Raw genomic sequence first — 16,361 nt, 5'->3', positions numbered from 1 at the left:
GCACCGGCTGCTGCCGGGCGACGGATACGTTAGGAGGCAATGTAATGTCTGATAAGAAAGTCATGAAAACCATGGACGGTAACGAGGCCTGTGCCACCGTTGCCTACCATTTCACCGATGTAGCCGGTATCTACCCCATCACTCCCTCCTCTCCCATGAGCGAGAAGGTGGACGAGTGGTCTGCCGCCGGCAAGAAGAATATGTTCGGCCAGCCGGTGCGGCTGGTAGAGATGCAGTCCGAGGCGGGCGCTGCCGGCGCCCTCCACGGCGTGGCGGAGGCCGGTGCGCTGGCCACCACCTTCACCTCCTCGCAGGGCCTGCTGCTGATGATCCCCAACCTGTACATCATGGCCGGTCACCGGATGCCCGCCGTGTTCCACGTGGCGGCCCGTTCCGTGGCCCAGCACGCCAACAACATCTTCGGTGACCATCAGGATGTCATGAGCTGCCGTACCACCGGCGTCACCATGATGTCCACCGGCAGCGTGCAGGAGGTCATGGATCTGGCTGCCGTGGCCCACCTGACCACCATCAAGACCCGTGTACCCTTCATCCACTTCCACGACGGCTTCCGCACCAGCCACGAGATCCAGAAGATCGAGGTCATCGACCTGGACAAGGTGGAGAAGCTGCTGGACCGTCAGGCGCTGGAGGACTATCATGCCATCGCCATGAACCCGGAGCATCCGGTGATGCGTACCACCGTGCAGGGTCCCGACGTCTACTACCAGTCTCAGGAGGCCAACAACGGCGCCTATGACAGCATCCCCGCTGTGGTAGAGGGGTATATGCAGGGCATCAACGAGATCACCGGTCGGGACTACCACATTTTCAATTACTACGGCGCCAAGGATGCCGACCGTGTCATGGTGATGATGGGCTCCGCCTGCGAGTGCGCCCGTGAGGTGGTGGACTATCTGTGTGCCAAGGGCGAGAAGGTGGGCCTGATGCAGATCCATCTGTTCCGCCCCTTCGACATGGAGTATTTCCTGAACGCCCTGCCCAAGACGGTGAAGAAGATCGCCGCCATGGACCGCTCCAAGGAGCCCGGCGCCATTGCCGGCGCTGTGTATCTGGATGTGTGCGCCGCCTTTGCCAACCGCAGCGACGCCCCGGAGATCTACGGCGGCCGCTATGGTCTGGCCTCCAAGGACGTGACACCCGCCCAGCTGAAGGCCGTGTTCGACAACATGAAGGATGAAAGCGGCAAGCACCTGTTCACCATCGGCGTCAACGACGATGTGACTCACCTGTCTCTGGATGTCCATGAGCCTCTCATCACCGAGTCCGCCGACACCGTGTCCTGCAAGTTCTGGGGTCTGGGCTCCGATGGTACGGTGGGTGCCAATAAGAACTCCGCCAAGATCATCGGTGACTACGCCGGTATGTATACGCAGGCCTACTTCGAGTACGACTCCAAGAAGTCCTACGGCATCACCAAGAGCCACCTGCGGTTCAGTAAGAGCCCCATCCGCTCCACCTATCTCATCAAGGCGGCGGATTTTCTGGCCTGCCACTCCCAGTCCTACATCACTCGCTACGACATGATCCACGAGATCAAGGACGGCGGCACCTTCCTGCTGAACACCTCCTGGACCGAGGAGGAGCTGACGGAGAAGCTGCCCGGCGACGTCAAGCAGTACATCGCCCGCCACAACGTGCAGTTCTATATCGTGGACGCCAACCGTCTGGCCCGTGAGCTGGGCTTGGGCAACCACGCCAACATGATCCTGCAGGCCGCCTTCTTCAAGCTCTCCGGTGTGATGCCGGTGGAGGACGCCGTGCGCCACATGAAGGAGGCTGTGCAAAAGACCTACGCCAAGAAGGGCGAAAAGGTGGTCAACATGAACATGGCCGCCGTGGACGCCGGTATCAACAGCCCTGTGAAGGTCAACGTTCCCGCTGACTGGGCGAATGCCGCCGACGACCGCACCGTGGACGAGAGCCTGCCGGATGTGGTGAAGAACATCGTGGTCCCCTGCAACCGTCAGCGTGGCGACGATCTGCCTGTGTCCGCCTTCCTGCCCTATCAGGACGGCACCTATCCGCTGGGTACCTCCAAGTACGACAAGCGTGGCATTGCCGCCTTCCTGCCCCAGTGGGACAGCAACAAGTGCCTGCAGTGCAACCAGTGTACCTTTGTCTGCCCCCATGCCGCCATCCGGGCCTATCTGGTGGACGAGGAGGAGGCCGCTGCGGCTCCCGCCGCCTTCACCACCGTTCCCGCCAAGGGAGCCAAGGGCTTGCAGTACCGCCTGCAGGTCAGCACGCTGGACTGCACCGGCTGCGGCAGCTGCGCCGCTTCCTGCCTTTCCAAGGATAAGGCCTTGACGATGCAGCCTGTGGATGATACTATGTATGATGAAACCAATTGGAACTATGCCCTGTCCCTGAAGGACAAGCCCGGTGTGTTCGACCGCAAGACCCTCAAGGGCAGCCAGTTCAGCCAGCCGCTGGTGGAGTTCTCCGGCGCCTGCGCCGGCTGCGGTGAGACCCCCTATGCCAAGCTCATCACCCAGCTGTACGGCGAAAAGACCTACTGGGTCAACGGCGTGGGCTGCTCTCTGGCTTGGGCCGGTGCATTCCCGTCCCTGCCCTATACCAAGAACAAGGAGGGCCGTGGCCCTGCCTTCTATGGCACCCTGTTCGAGGATCAGGCCGAGAACGGTCTGGGTGTGGTGCTGGCCACCAAGCAGCGCCGGGCCTACGTCAAGCAGGTGGCTCAGCAGCTGCTGCCGCTGGTCCCCGGCACGGAGCTGGAGACGGCCATCAACGCTTGGCTGTCCTCCTTCGACGATCTGGATGCCAACGATGCCGATGCCCGCAAGCTGACGGCGGCTCTGGAGTCCGCCTCCCTCACCGGTGAGGCTGCCGAGCTGGCCGAGAAGCTGCTGAAGAACAAGGATCAGCTGGGCAAGAAGGTGGTATGGCTTTTCGGCGGCGACGGCTGGGCCTACGACATCGGCTACGGTGGTCTGGATCACGTCATGGCCTCCGGCGAGGACATCAACGTCTTTGTGGTGGATACCGAGGTGTACTCCAACACCGGCGGCCAGTCCTCCAAGGCCACGCCTGTGGGCGCCTCCGCCAAGTTCGCTGACGGCGGCAAAAAGACTGCCAAGAAGGATCTGGGCCGCCTGATGATGACCTATCCCAACGTGTATGTGGCCTCCGTGGCCATGGGCGCCAATCCCGCTCAGCTGATGAAGGCCGTCACCGAGGCTGTGGCCCACAAGGGTCCCTCCATCGTCATCGCCTACGCCCCCTGCATCAACCACGGCATCAAGGCCGGCATGAACAACGTGCAGGCCGAGATGAAGAAGGCTGTGGACTGCGGCCTGTGGCCCCTGTACCGTTACGATCCCAACAAGACCGAAAAGCCCTTCTCCCTGGACTATAAGAAGCCCTCTGTGCCTGTGGAGGAGTTCTTCAACGGCGAGGTCCGCTATGCCGGCCTGAAGATCAAGTATCCGGAGACGGCGGCCAAGCTCTTTGCCGAGGCTCAGGTGGAGGCAGATGCCCGCTATGAGACCTATGTGGCGCTGGCGCACAGCTACAACAAGGACTAAAATACAGATAGAAAAAATCACAGCGTGACCCACCGGGACAGACGGCGCAAGCCGTCTGTCCCGGCTGTGTGTGTACGCAGCCCCCTGTGGGCGGGAAGGAATCCGGTATGATCGAATCATTTCTCTCGGTAGGCACACAGGTGCTGATCCTGTTCCTCATGATCGGCACGGGCTTCGTGCTGGGGAAGCTGCACCTCATCACCCACAAGGGTGCGGTGTCCATGTCCAACCTGCTGATGTATGTGGTGTCCCCCTGCATCCTCATCGTGGTGTTCCAGCGGCCGCTGGAGACGGAGACCTTCCACAATTTCTGGGTGGCGCTGCTGGCGGCGCTGGTGATCCACGGCATCAATATTCTGGTCAGTGAACTGGTCATCCGGGACCGGGATCCCATGCGAAAGAGCTTCTTCCGATTTTCCGCCATTTTCTCCAACTGCGGCTTTATGGCGGTGCCGCTGCAGACGGCTATCCTGGGTTCACTGGGTGTGTTCTACGGCTCGGCCTATCTGCTGGTGTTCACCGTCCTGACTTGGACGCTGGGCATCCAGCTGGTGAAGGGCGGCAAGATGGCGTTCTCATGGCGCACGCTGCTGATGAATCCCGGTGTGATCGGCGTGGCCATCGCCATGGTGCTGTACCTGCTGCAGATCACTCTGCCGGAGATCATTCTATCCCCCATTACATATCTCTCCGACATGAATACGCCCCTGCCCATGGTGGTCATCGGCTACCAGCTGTCTCAGGCAGATTTCCGCCGGGCGCTGCACGGGGCCAGCTTCTGGGTGTCGGCGGCACTGCGGCTGCTGATTTTGCCGCTGCTGGCACTGGGGGTGTGTATGCTGATGCGGCTGGACTCCGGCGTGACGCTGGCGGTGGTCATTGCGGCCAGCACACCTCCGGCGGCGCTGCTGGGGATGTTCGCCGCCAAGTTCGACAAGGATGTGTCTCTGGCACCGTCGCTGGTGGCGGTGCAGACGCTGCTGTCCATGATCACTATGCCGCTGGTGCTGGGACTGGCGAAGTTCCTGGTTTGAGTTTCTTCTGTATTATAGAAATAAAGTCCGGAAACCAGCCGTTTCCGGACTTTATTTTTACCCTCGGCGGCGATCATGGCAAGACCGTCTCTCACCGTATCAGCACGCCGCAGACCAGTGCCATATACTCCGGCAGGCATCCCTTCCGGCTCCACAGCAGCGGCCAGCCCAGCAGCTGCTCCGCCGCAGTGGACACGTCGCAGCCCAAAGACTCCAGCGTATAGCCGATGCCCTCCGGATACCGGCAGGACCGGCCCTCCGGCCGGGTGCAGTGCTCACACAGATGGCACCCGCCCACGGTGAGGATATCCGACCGGGGATACTCCTCCCGCAGCCGGAGGATCATCTGCCGGGCCGTCCGGGAGAACAGCTGCCGTAGTCGCTCCGCCAGCTCCTCCGGATCATAGCTGCGGGCCTGCTCCTCCGGGGAGAACCGGAGCTGCACGCCCCGCAGGCAGACCTCCCGGAACCCGCCCCAGTAGTCGGGCACGGAGAAATCATAGGGGGGACATACCCACACCTGCCCGTAGTTATCACACCCCCGGCACCCGGTGTCATAGTGGGCGGTGTCCACATACCGCTCCACGAATTGAGCCACCGGCAGGGTGGGGGAGGTATATTCCCGAATGTCCATAGCGGCACCTCCATAGGGGAGAATTTTTCTGTATCCATGGTATGGATTAGCTTACCACGCTGGCAGCAGGGCCGTCAAGCGGGGATATTCAGGTTGTAATGATTATTTATTATTTTAATAATAAAACAGAAGCTTCTATTGCCAAGAATGGAGGACATCTGCTATAATATGCGTGAAAAGTGCCGGGCTGTCGGCAGAGCATGATGCATTTGGAACTTAACGGGAACTTAGCGAGGGAACACATGAGAAATTTGTACTGCAACGTGGAGGCGCTGCGTAAGCAGGTCTTTGCCGCTGTGGCAAAACTGGCCTATGAGGGTGGGGACTACTGCTCCCGCATGGAGAAGCTGCCCTATGAGATCATCCCCGGTGAGGCGGGGACCTATCGGGAATCCATTTTTCTGGAGCGGGCCATCGTTGGTGAGCGCATCCGGCTGGCCATGGGTCTGCCGCTGCGGGACGTGACGGAGGAGAACATGATCTCCGACGGCGTGGAGGCTAGCGCCATCTCCGAAAAATACTACGATCCACCGCTGATCAACATCATCAAGTACGCCTGTCACGCATGCCCGGACACCCACTACGAGGTGACGCAGGCCTGTCAGGGGTGCTTGGCCAAGCACTGCTATCAGTCCTGCCCCAAGGGCGCCATCGAGCTGGAGCATGGCCGGGCCCGCATCGATCAGACCAAATGCATCAAGTGCGGCCGCTGCAAGGAGGCCTGCTCCTATCAGGCCATCATCAAATTCCTGCGGCCCTGTCAGGAGGCCTGCGGCATGAACGCCATCGGCAAGGACCAGTATGGCCGGGCGGACATCGACCATGAAAAATGCGTCAACTGCGGCCAGTGTCTGGTGAACTGCCCCTTCGGCGCCATTGTGGACAAGGGCCAGATCTTCCAGCTGATCCACGCCATCAAGAAGGGGGAGAAGGTCATCGCCATCATCGCCCCGGCCTTCTGGGGCCAGTTTGGTGAAAAGGTCACCCCCGGCCAGATCCTCACCGCCATGAAGCAGCTGGGCTTCGAAGGACTGGAGGAGGTGGCGGTGGGCGCCGACCTCTGCGCCGTGGAGGAGGCGGAGGAGTTCATGGAGCACGTCCCCGCCAGACAGCCCTTTATGGCAACCTCCTGCTGCCCGGCATGGTCCGTCATGGCCAAGAAGGAGTTCCCCGGCTTTGCGCCGTACATCTCCATGACCATGACCCCCATGGTGCTGACGGCCCGACTCCAGAAGCGGAAGCACCCCGACTGCAAGATCGCCTTTATTGGCCCCTGCGCCGCCAAGAAGCTGGAGGCCAGCCGCCGCAGTGTCCGCAGCGAGGTGGACTTCGTGCTGACCTTTGAGGAGCTGCGGGGAATGTTCGCCGCCAAGGATATCGACTTCTCCCAAATCCCTGATACGGAGGCTCACTATAAGGCGTCGGCTCCCGGCGTGGGCTTTGCTGCCTCCGGCGGCGTGGCTAAGGCCGTGGAGAAGGTGATCCAGACCAAGAATCCGGATCGGGAGGTCAAGACGGTGTACGCTGCGGGCTTGCGGGCCTGCCGCCAGATGCTGCGGGTGGCCCGGTCCGGCAAATACGACGGCTATCTGCTGGAGGGCATGGCCTGCCCTGGCGGCTGCATCGCAGGCGCCGGTACGGTTCAGCCGCCGGAGAAGTCCCGGCGGATGCTGGAGCAGTACGAGGCTCGGGCGGCGCTGGACAACCCACTGGATTCGGAGTATATGGAGGACATTGAGCTGCTGTACGAGGATCCGGAGAACTGGGACCGTGTGTCCCGGCACTGATAGGCGGAATATTGGATAGAAGATCTCGATGGAAGGGACAAAAGAGGGACACGCTGGCGGGCGTGTCCCTCTTTTGCTGCGGGGAGGCTGTTTTGTTCAGAAGATTTTTCCCTTGTCTCCGATAGCCCACTTTTCCGGCTGCTGGGAAAAGCGGGCCGCCGGAGGCACGTTCCCGTCGAAGTTACCCGCAGGAGACAACAAAAGCGAAAAGCATCATAGGCTGCTGAAGGCTATCAACATAAATATAGCACTGTCATTCCCACGACCAGTCCGCAGACCGACCGTGGGAATCCGTAATACCTTTGCATGAGTTGCCGTACGGCGACAACAAACCGTATAATTCGATGCATATATTTCAAATTGTTATCATATTTCCAGCCTTGCTGAACAGAAGCACACAACGAAAAGACCCCTGATGGGAGCAAGAGCTGTACCATCCGGAAGACCCTCTGCATCCCGGCATATCCCCGAAAAATCTGCGAACAGACGTTGGCTATTCCGAACGGCAGAGCATATGACGGAATTTAAATAATTTCATTCAACGAAACGAAATAACGTGTCAGGGAAAACCAAGGTAGCCAAAAAGTACCATATTTCAAGGGAAACAGTGATTTCTGAGTTTTCGGTATCGTTACCGGCAATGAGCAAAGTGTGAATTTTCTGTGAAAATTGCAAAAAAATTTTGTGATGATTTTGTCGATTCTGATTGTTGACTTTTTTCACAAAAGAGATATGATAATGTCGTATGACGGAGGCGGAAACGTTTTCTGTCAGTAATGGCCGTTATATTTGTGCGAAAAAATGTACCTGCGGAGCGGGAGTTCCCCCGTGCCGCACCCGGACTGCAGCCGGGAAAACCTTTTGTGTCATTGTGTAAGGAGGAGACAATATGATTAGTTTTCTGATCTGTCTTGCTTTGCTGATCGGCGGCTACTTCCTGTACGGCAAGGTCGTGGAGAACACCTTCGGCCCCGACGACCGTGAAACGCCTGCCGTAAAGATCAACGACGGCGTGGACTATGTGGTTCTGCCCCAGTGGAAGCTGTTCATGATCCAGCTGCTGAACATTGCGGGCCTCGGTCCTATCTTCGGCGCTTTGCAGGGTGCTCTGTGGGGCCCCATCGTGTTCCTGTGGATCACCTTCGGCACCATCTTCGCTGGCGGCGTCCACGACTATTTCTCCGGTATGATGAGCGAGCGCAACAACGGTGCCTCCATCTCCGAGATCTCCGGCATCTATCTGGGCGGCTTCATGAAGAACGTCATGCGTGTGTTCAGCGTGGTGCTGCTGATTATGGTGGGTACGGTGTTTGCTGTTGGCCCTGCCGGCCTGATCGTCACCCTGTTCAAGAACGGCGGCTCCAACGGTATCGTCACCACCACGCTGTTCTGGCTGATTATCGTGCTGGTCTATTACTTCATCGCCACCTTCCTGTCCATCGACAAGATCATCGGCAAGATTTATCCCGTGTTTGGTATCTGCCTGATCGTTATGGCAGCGGGCGTGATCATCGGTATCTTTGTCAAGCCTGAGTATACCATTCCTGAGCTGTGGGACAACTTCCGCTCCATGCATCCCAAGGGAACGCCCGTGTGGAGTTTCATGTTCATCACCGTGGCCTGCGGTGCTATCTCCGGCTTCCATTCCACGCAGAGCCCCCTGATGGCTCGCTGCATGAAGAGCGAGAAGCAGGGTCACTTCGTGTTCTACGGCGCCATGGTTTCCGAGGGTATCATTGCGCTGGTGTGGGCCGCTGCCGGCTGCGCCCTGTATGAGGTCACCGGTGGCCTGAATACCGGTCTGGCCGAGATTCTGGCCAACGGTCAGTCTGCCGCCATCTACGATGTGTGTGTCAAGACCATGGGTAAGGTCGGCGTGGCTCTGGCCATGCTGGGCGTGATTGCCTGCCCCATCACCTCTGGCGATACGGCCTTCCGCAGCGCCCGTCTGGTGCTGGCCGACTGGTTCAAGCTGGACCAGAAGAAGTGGAAGAACCGTCTGCTGCTGTGTGTACCCGTGCTGGGTGTCGGCGCTATTTTGGGCGTGGGTAATGCTCTGGGTGCCATCGACTACACCATCATCTGGCGTTACTTCAGCTGGACCAACCAGACTTTGGCTATGATCGTGCTGTGGGCCGCCTCCATGTACCTGTTCTACGACAAGAAGAACTACTGGCTGACGGCTGTCCCCGCTACCTTCATGAGCGCCGTGTCCGCCACCTACTTCTTGCTGGGCAACGAGTGCTTGGGCCAGCTTATCAACCACAAGGCCGCTGACGGCACCATCATCTACAATACCGCTGTGGCGTATCCCGTTGGTATCGCTGTGGCAGCGCTGTTCTTGGGTATCTTCCTGTATACCATCAAAAAGCGCCATACGCAGCCTCACTATGAGACGCTGGGCAAGTAACTTTTCATGCAAAGCAGTGGGGGGGCACGCTCTCCCACTGCTTTTCGCACTTTGGAGGGACACACGATGTTTACACCTGTGAAACTGGGCAATACCACTCTGCCGCCGGAGGTGCTGAAGGCAGACAAGAAGTCCTGCAAGCGCTACGGCCCCTGCGGCGTGGGGGAGCAGGCGCTCTATCTCAACAGCTTCTTCATCGACCGGCGGTACTATGTGGCACTGGAGTCCGTGCGCCGTGTCTTTAAGCGGGTGGCCATGAGCAAGGGCGGCTTCACCGGCAAGGGGGCCTTCGGCTCCATCCCCTATCTGGTGGTGGAGCTGGACGACGGCAGCCAGAAGCAGTGCAACTTCAAGCATGAGGAGGACGTGGACCTTCTGCTGGCCCACATGGCACGGGCCTGCCCGGATATCCCCCGCCACAGTGTGGAGGCGGAGCGCCGCCTGCGGGAGAAGGCCGAGCGGGAGGCCAAGCGCTATCTCAAGCAGCTGACGCCGCAGGCACAGGCCGCCCGGGAGACACTGGAGCAGGCCCAGCAGCTGCTGGAGGAGTACCCGGAGCAGACGGCGAAGCTGTCCACGGCGGCTAAGGCCAAGCGGGTCAATGACCGCAGCAATCCCGCCTATCGCTGGGTGGCGCTGGCTATTATTGTGGCGGGCATCGCCGCCGTGGTGTACGGCATTATGGCCCTGATCCGTGGCGAGAATGTGGGCGTGTACTTCGCCCTGTTCGGTCTGGCGGCCATCTTCTTCTTTTCCGGCGCCCATGTGCTGCCTACCGCCAAGAACAACAAGAAAGCCATCGCCCAGGAGTGGGAGCGCTCCATCTCCGACGTGGCGGCCCTGCTGCCGGAGGACTTCCCGGTGCCGGCCCGATACGCCCACCCTGTGGTGCTGCAGCGGATGATCCGGGTGCTGCGGGAGGGCCGTGCCCAGAGCGTGGGGGAGGCCCTGAACGTCATGAAAAAGGATCTGAAGGCCCTGAACGCCTCCGTGCAGGTAGAGCAGGAGGAATATGACGAGGTAGTGGCCATTAAGCCCATGTTCCTGCTGTGGGACTACGAATAAAAGACGAAAAAAGGCGGCGTAAGCCGCCTTTTTTATGGCCGGAGCTACCGCAGAAACATGGGGCAAAATTACATTTTTTCCTTGCACTCCATGGGGATACGTGGTATCATAAGCAAAAGTGCAGTGAGTGTCATTTCGAGTGGAGACTTATGCTGTTTTTCTGCATAAGTCTCCCTTTTTGTCAAAGGGGCAGCGGTATGCTGATGGAGGTTGACAGGCCATGGAGAGGCAAGCTAAACTTTCCAAGCAAGCAAGCAAGCAAGCAAGCAAGCAAGCAAGCAAGCAAGCAAGCAAGCAAGCAAGCAAGCAAGCAAGCAAGCAAGCAAGCAAGCAAGCAAGCAAGCAAGCAAGCAAGCGGAACTATGAGGGCGGTATTATGACGAAGAAATTCCGGCAGCTGGGGGCCACCGTGGGCCTCCTGCTCCTGATGGTCCTGCTGCTGATCTCGGTGTATACCTATGTGCTGTATCAGAATTTCAGCCGCAATATGCTGGAGGCGGCGCTGACCCGTGATACCACCTGCGCCGACGCCATCCACCGGCTGGTGTCCGACGAGTTCACACGGGAGGATTTTGATGACCCCGCCATCTGGAGCGACATGACCTCACCACGCTATCTGGAACTGCAAAAGACCCTCAATCAGCTGCGGACCCTGAACTCCACCCGGTATCTCTACACCGCCAAGCTGGGGGAGGACGGGCAGCCTGTCTACCTCATCGACGGTCTGGATCTGGGGGCGGAGGACTTTGCCTACCCCGGCACCCGCATCGAGGAGGAGATGGCCCCCTATATCCAGACGGCGCTGTCTGGAGAGCCCGTGTATTCTCGTGATGTAGTGGATACCACGTGGGGTCCCATTTTCACGGCCTGCTACCCGGTGAAGGATGAAAATGGCCAGGTCATGGGTGCTCTGTGCGTGGAGATCGCCATGAACACCACCTATCAATTTTTGAAGAGAAGTAGTCAGACCACCGTAAGTGTGGCTCTGACCAGCGGTATGGTGGCAGCGTTGCTGAGCATGAGCATCTACCTGTACCTGCGGTGGCAGCGGATGGCGGAGGCCCGGCAGCAGGTGCTTTTGCAGAACGCCGTGGTAGCCGCCGATGCCGCTAATCAGGCTAAGAGTACCTTCCTCTTCAATATGTCCCACGATATCCGTACGCCTATGAACGCCATCATCGGCTATGCCGATCTGGCGGAGAAGCACCGGCAGGAGCCAGAGCGGCTGCAGGGCTACCTGAAGAACATTCAGGTCAGCGGCGAGAAAATGCTCTCTATCATTGACAACGTGCTGGAGCTCTCCCGCATCGAGAGCGGCAAGGTGACGCTGGAGGAGACGGCGGTGGAGGCCGGCAGCATCTTTGAGTCCTGTGTCGTCATGGTGCAGCCGGAGCTGGAGCGTAAGCACCAGACCATGACAGTGGAGAAGCATACGCCCAATCTCTATCTGTATATGGATACCTCCCGCATTTTGGAGGTGATCCTGAATCTGGTGAGCAACGCCATCAAATATACCGGCGATGGCGGACATATCCGCTGTACCATCCGCCAGCTGCCCAGCGACCGAGAGGGCTGGTGCGTGCAGGAACTATCCGTGGCGGACAACGGCATTGGCATGAGTGAAGAGTTTCAGCAGCATATTTTTGAAGCCTTTGCCAGAGAGCGCTCCAGCACCGTCAGCGGCGTGGAGGGCTCCGGCTTGGGCATGGGCATCGTGAAGAAGCTGGTGGATCTGATGGACGGCAGCATCGATATCCAGAGCAAGCTGGGGGAGGGCTCCACCTTCACCGTCCACATCCCCTGCCGTCTGGCCCGACAGGAGGATGCCGTGCCCAAGCGTGCCGCAGAGCGGGTGGATAAGACCGGCCTTGCCGGGCGGCGTATCCTGCTGGCAGAGGACAACGACCTTAACGCCGAGATCACCGCTGAGCTCATGGGCGAGGAGGGTCTGCTGGTGGATCGGGCGGAAAACGGTGCCCACTGTCTGGAAATGCTGGAGAAGGCTCCGGCGGGGATGTATGACGCCATCCTCATGGATGTGCAGATGCCGGTGTTGGACGGCTACGAGGCCACCCGGAAGATCCGGCGGTTGGAAGACCCGTGACGGGCCAATATCCCCATCATCGCCATCACGGCCAACGCCTTTGCCGAGGACCGTCAACGGGCGCTGGAGGTAGGCATGGACGATCATGTGGCAAAGCCCATTGATATGGCCAAGCTGATCCCGGTGCTGCAAAAGCAGCTACACAAGCACGACGGGGAAGCGGAAGAAAAGCATTTTTCTCAAAGTGTCCCTTAAAGACGTGTAGTGAGAAGCCCTGAAGAAGTAAAATAATAAAAGAGCCGCACCCGCACGGAAGTGACCCCCAAAAGTTAGACAAAGACAAGAATTAAGCGGCCTGAACGGTCTGAATCCTGTACTGCACAGGACTCAGGCCGTTTAGTTTTAATTTGATTCTGTGGTATTCCCTTTGGCATATAAACACACCCCATTTGTTGGACAGTATACCATACTGTCCAGCAAATGGGGTGCAGTTCATAGGTGACGCACCGCTCTTTTTGATTCCTCGAATCAGACGTCTCTCTCCCCAGGGAGCAGCGCTCTGCGCCGGAGGAAGTAGTAGCCGTATCCCACGGCGTCCGCCAGAAACCAGCCGATAGGGATAGCGGCCCAGATGCCGTTGACGCCCACCGGCCCCGCCAGCGCATAGGCCAGCGCCACACGGGTCCTCCGCTGCCATGGGCAGGGCAAACAGCAGCAGCCCCCGTGTGATGCTGCCACGGGTCATATCACGATACATAGATTCCACACAGAAACATGTATGATACGACGCATTATACTCCCGCCGCCGGAAAAGGCAAGGTATCCTTTTGCTTGCGCCGGGAGAGGGAGTGTGGTATACTTTACCCTGTACCATTATACTGGCAGGAGGGAAGCTATGGCCGGAAAGAACGAATATACGGTTTTCGACTATCTCCAGTGGAGAGGAGATCTGACGTTGCAGCAGGACCCCTTCAATGAGGTGGACAATCTGGTGCTGTGCATCATCGCCTACATCAACCTTCGGAAGATCGACCGCCTGTGGAGCAAGAACCCTAAGGACGCCATGCCCATCGGGGACGTATGCGCCCGGCTGACAGCGGCGGATGAACAGCTGGGCTTGTCGTCACTGGACTATATCCCGGTGATGCGGGCGGCGGCGGAGACGGAGCGGTTCCGGGATACCCGGCTGTTCGCCTTTGAGAGCCGCAATGATGAAGCCAAGCAGATGCAGTTTGCCGCCGTGTCCTTCCTGCTGCCGGACGGCAGCGTGTTCATCTCCTATCGGGGGACGGATACCAGTCTGGTGGGCTGGAAGGAGAACTTCAACATGAGCTATCTGGAGACGGTGCCGGCACAGGCCCGTGCCACGGAGTACGCTCAGGAGGTGATCCGGGCCTGCAAGCACCGTCCCTACCGCATCGGTGGCCACTCCAAGGGCGGGAATCTGGCGGCGTGGGCAGCGGTCCATCTGCCGGAGAAGCTTCAGGGCAAGCGCCTGTTGGCGGCCTATAACAACGACGGGCCGGGCTTCCACGCCGACCTGCTGGATACCCCCGCCTACCGGCGGGTGGAGGATCGGCTCCACACTTATATCCCGGAATCCTCCATCGTGGGGGTGCTGCTGGTTCACGCCGAGGACTACGACGTCATTGACAGCACCAGCCACGCCGCCATGCAGCATGAGGCACTGTCGTGGCAGGTGATGGGGAACCGGTTCGTGCATCTGGGCCAGCGCTCCCAGCTGGGGCAGATGTCCGACGACGTGCTGCGGGAGTGGCTGGACTCCGTGTCTCAGGAGGACCGGGAAGCCTTCTGCGACGCCCTGTACAGCATCCTCTCCATGGGTGGCCGTGCCAAGACCTTCGAGGATCTGCGTAAGGGCGGGTTCTCCGGCTGGGCGGCCCTGTGGAAGGAGTATGCCGGAGCCGATGAAAGAAAGAAGCAGATCCTGACAGAGATATTCGGGCGGCTGGCCATCGACGTGAAGGATGAGCTGATGAAGGCGGCGGGGCAGGGCCTGCGGTCCGCCGGACACGGCATCCGGACGGTAGGACAGAACCTCATGGGCCGCCGTGAACCGGATAAAACACAGACAAAATAGAGCAAGATAGAACGACCCGTCGGAGGAAACACAAAACCGGGCTTCGGCCCGCAAGAAAGGACAAGAAAGGAACAACGCCATGAAACTGAGCTTTTACGGAGCAGATCAATGTGTCACCGGCAGCTGCCATTGTCTGGAGGTGGGCGGCAAGCACATCCTCATTGACTGCGGCCTGCAGCAGGGCCGGGACGAGATCGATAACGCCAGCCTGCCCTTCCATCCGGGCCAGATCGACTATGTGCTGGTGACTCACGCCCATATCGATCATTCCGGCCGTATCCCTCTGCTGATCAAGCAGGGCTTTCAGGGCCGTATCCTCACCACTCGCCTGACGGCGGACCTGCTGGATATCATGCTTCAGGACTCCGCCCACATTCAGGAGAGCGACGCTGAGTATAAAAACCGCAAGAACCAGCGGGCGGGCCGCCCCATGGAGGAGCCGCTGTACACGGTAGAGGATGCCATGCGGGTGCGGGAATTCATGGATACCTGCGAGTACGGCCAACAGATCCACATCTGCGACGGTGTAGACGCCGTGTTCATCGATGCCGGCCACCTGCTGGGCTCTGCCAGCATCCGCCTGACCCTCACCGAGGGCGGCGAGACGAGGACCATCGTCTTTTCCGGCGATATCGGCAACGTGGATCAGCCCATCATCCGGAACCCCCAGTTCTTCACCGGGGCAGACTATGTGGTGATGGAGAGTACCTACGGCAACCGCAACCACACGGAGGTGTGGAGCTATACCGATGAGCTGGCCCAGATCATCGACGAGACACTGGGCCGGGGCGGCAACGTGGTGATCCCCGCCTTCGCCGTGGGCCGCACCCAGGAGCTGCTGTACTTTATCCGGGAGATCAAGGATAAGAATCTGGTGAAGTCCGTGAAGGACTTCCCAGTGTATGTGGACAGTCCTCTGGCCAAGCGGGCCACCACCATCTTCTGCGGCGACCTGCGGGGCTATCTGGACGAGGAGGCGCTGGCGCTGGTGCAGGACGGCACCCATATGTTCAACTTCCCCGGCCTGCACTTGACGGAGACGGTGGAGGAGTCCAAGCTGCTGAATATGGACCGCACCCCCAAGGTGATCCTGTCCGCCTCCGGTATGTGCGACGCAGGCCGCATCCGGCACCACCTGAAGTATAACCTGTGGCGGCCGGAGAGCAGCATCGTGTTCGTGGGCTTCCAGTCTCCCGGTACGCTGGGCCGTACCCTGCTGGACGGCGCTCCCAGTGTGAAGCTGTTCGGTGAGGAGGTAGCCGTCCGGGCCAAGGTGGTGAATTTCCAGGGCCTCAGCTCCCACGCCGACCACGACCATCTGGTGAATTGGATCAGCCAGTTCAAGGAGCCCAAGCCCCAGCACGTTTTCGTGGTCCACGGCGACCGGGAGGTGGCGCCGGTGTTTGCTCAGACGGTGACGCAGTTGGGCTTTGCCGCCCACGCCCCCCAGTATACGGAGTCCTATGACCTGCTGACCTGCCGCCAGCTGGAGGCAGGCTACCTGCCGGAGCGGAAGAAGCCCGCCTTCGAGGGCGCACCCCGCACCACGGCGGCCTATCAGCGGCTGGTGCAGCTGGGCGATGCCCTGCTGGGCCTCATTCGCCGCAGCAAGGGCCGGGACAACAAGACGCTGGCATCCTTTGCCGAGTCGCTGCGTAAGCTGATTGAGAAGTTCGAGTTTTAACGGCCCGCCGATGGCCGGATAGGAGGCAGCGTC

10 protein-coding genes and 1 pseudogene are annotated in these 16,361 nt (G+C 59.5%); 9 read left to right on the top strand and 2 right to left on the bottom strand.

Features of this window, described 5'->3' with window-relative positions; all coding sequences use genetic code 11:
• Positions 1–44: 44 nt before the first annotated feature.
• Together nifJ and KJS28_RS08215 are read left to right on the top strand one after the other, a co-directional pair.
• Complete coding sequence (nifJ, locus tag KJS28_RS08220) at positions 45–3,569, top strand: pyruvate:ferredoxin (flavodoxin) oxidoreductase (protein WP_213540510.1); 3,525 nt, start codon at positions 45–47, stop codon at positions 3,567–3,569.
• Between the two features lie 107 nt (positions 3,570–3,676).
• On the top strand, positions 3,677–4,603 hold the full coding sequence (locus KJS28_RS08215; protein WP_213540509.1) for an AEC family transporter: 927 nt from the start codon (positions 3,677–3,679) through the stop codon (positions 4,601–4,603).
• Between the two features lie 91 nt (positions 4,604–4,694).
• On the opposite strand, the gene KJS28_RS08210 is transcribed toward KJS28_RS08215, so the two are convergent.
• Positions 4,695–5,237, bottom strand: a complete 543-nt coding sequence (locus tag KJS28_RS08210) for a DUF2284 domain-containing protein (protein WP_213540508.1) — start codon at positions 5,235–5,237, stop codon at positions 4,695–4,697.
• A gap of 242 nt (positions 5,238–5,479) precedes the next feature.
• On the opposite strand from KJS28_RS08210, the gene KJS28_RS08205 reads away from it, so the two are divergent.
• The 5 genes and pseudogenes from KJS28_RS08205 to KJS28_RS12710 all read left to right on the top strand — a co-directional run bounded on the left by KJS28_RS08205 (position 5,480) and on the right by KJS28_RS12710 (position 12,798).
• Positions 5,480–7,024 carry a 4Fe-4S dicluster domain-containing protein gene (locus KJS28_RS08205; protein ID WP_213540507.1) on the top strand — a complete coding sequence of 515 codons (1,545 nt, stop codon included), beginning with the start codon at positions 5,480–5,482 and terminating at the stop codon, positions 7,022–7,024.
• An 889-nt stretch (positions 7,025–7,913) separates the two neighbouring features.
• Positions 7,914–9,434 (top strand): carbon starvation CstA family protein, encoded by a 1,521-nt coding sequence (locus KJS28_RS08200; protein ID WP_213540506.1) that lies wholly within the window; start codon positions 7,914–7,916, stop codon positions 9,432–9,434.
• A 66-nt stretch (positions 9,435–9,500) separates the two neighbouring features.
• Positions 9,501–10,499: an AAA family ATPase gene (locus KJS28_RS08195; protein ID WP_213540505.1), complete on the top strand. Its 999-nt coding sequence runs from the start codon at positions 9,501–9,503 to the stop codon at positions 10,497–10,499.
• A 197-nt stretch (positions 10,500–10,696) separates the two neighbouring features.
• Positions 10,697–10,879 (top strand): hypothetical protein, encoded by a 183-nt coding sequence (locus KJS28_RS08190; RefSeq protein WP_213540504.1) that lies wholly within the window; start codon positions 10,697–10,699, stop codon positions 10,877–10,879.
• Positions 10,876–12,798: pseudogene (locus tag KJS28_RS12710) on the top strand (ATP-binding response regulator). Before KJS28_RS08190 ends, KJS28_RS12710 begins: the two are co-directional and overlap by 4 nt.
• 273 nt (positions 12,799–13,071) lie before the next feature.
• Here the strand turns inward: KJS28_RS12710 and KJS28_RS08175 are convergent.
• Entirely contained in the window at positions 13,072–13,221 is a 150-nt protein-coding gene (locus KJS28_RS08175; protein ID WP_229365625.1) for a hypothetical protein, read from the bottom strand.
• A 217-nt stretch (positions 13,222–13,438) separates the two neighbouring features.
• Between KJS28_RS08175 and KJS28_RS08170 the strand changes: the two genes are divergently transcribed.
• A complete protein-coding gene (locus tag KJS28_RS08170; RefSeq protein WP_213540502.1) occupies positions 13,439–14,644 on the top strand; it encodes an Mbeg1-like protein in 1,206 nt (401 codons plus the stop codon).
• A 79-nt stretch (positions 14,645–14,723) separates the two neighbouring features.
• Positions 14,724–16,328, top strand: a complete 1,605-nt coding sequence (locus KJS28_RS08165) for an MBL fold metallo-hydrolase RNA specificity domain-containing protein (protein WP_213540501.1) — start codon at positions 14,724–14,726, stop codon at positions 16,326–16,328.
• Positions 16,329–16,361 lie beyond the last annotated feature (33 nt).

The sequence above is a fragment of the Vescimonas coprocola genome, assembly GCF_018408575.1.
Lineage (GTDB): Bacteria > Bacillota > Clostridia > Oscillospirales > Oscillospiraceae > Vescimonas > Vescimonas coprocola.
This window is presented reverse-complemented; position numbering and strand designations above follow the sequence as displayed.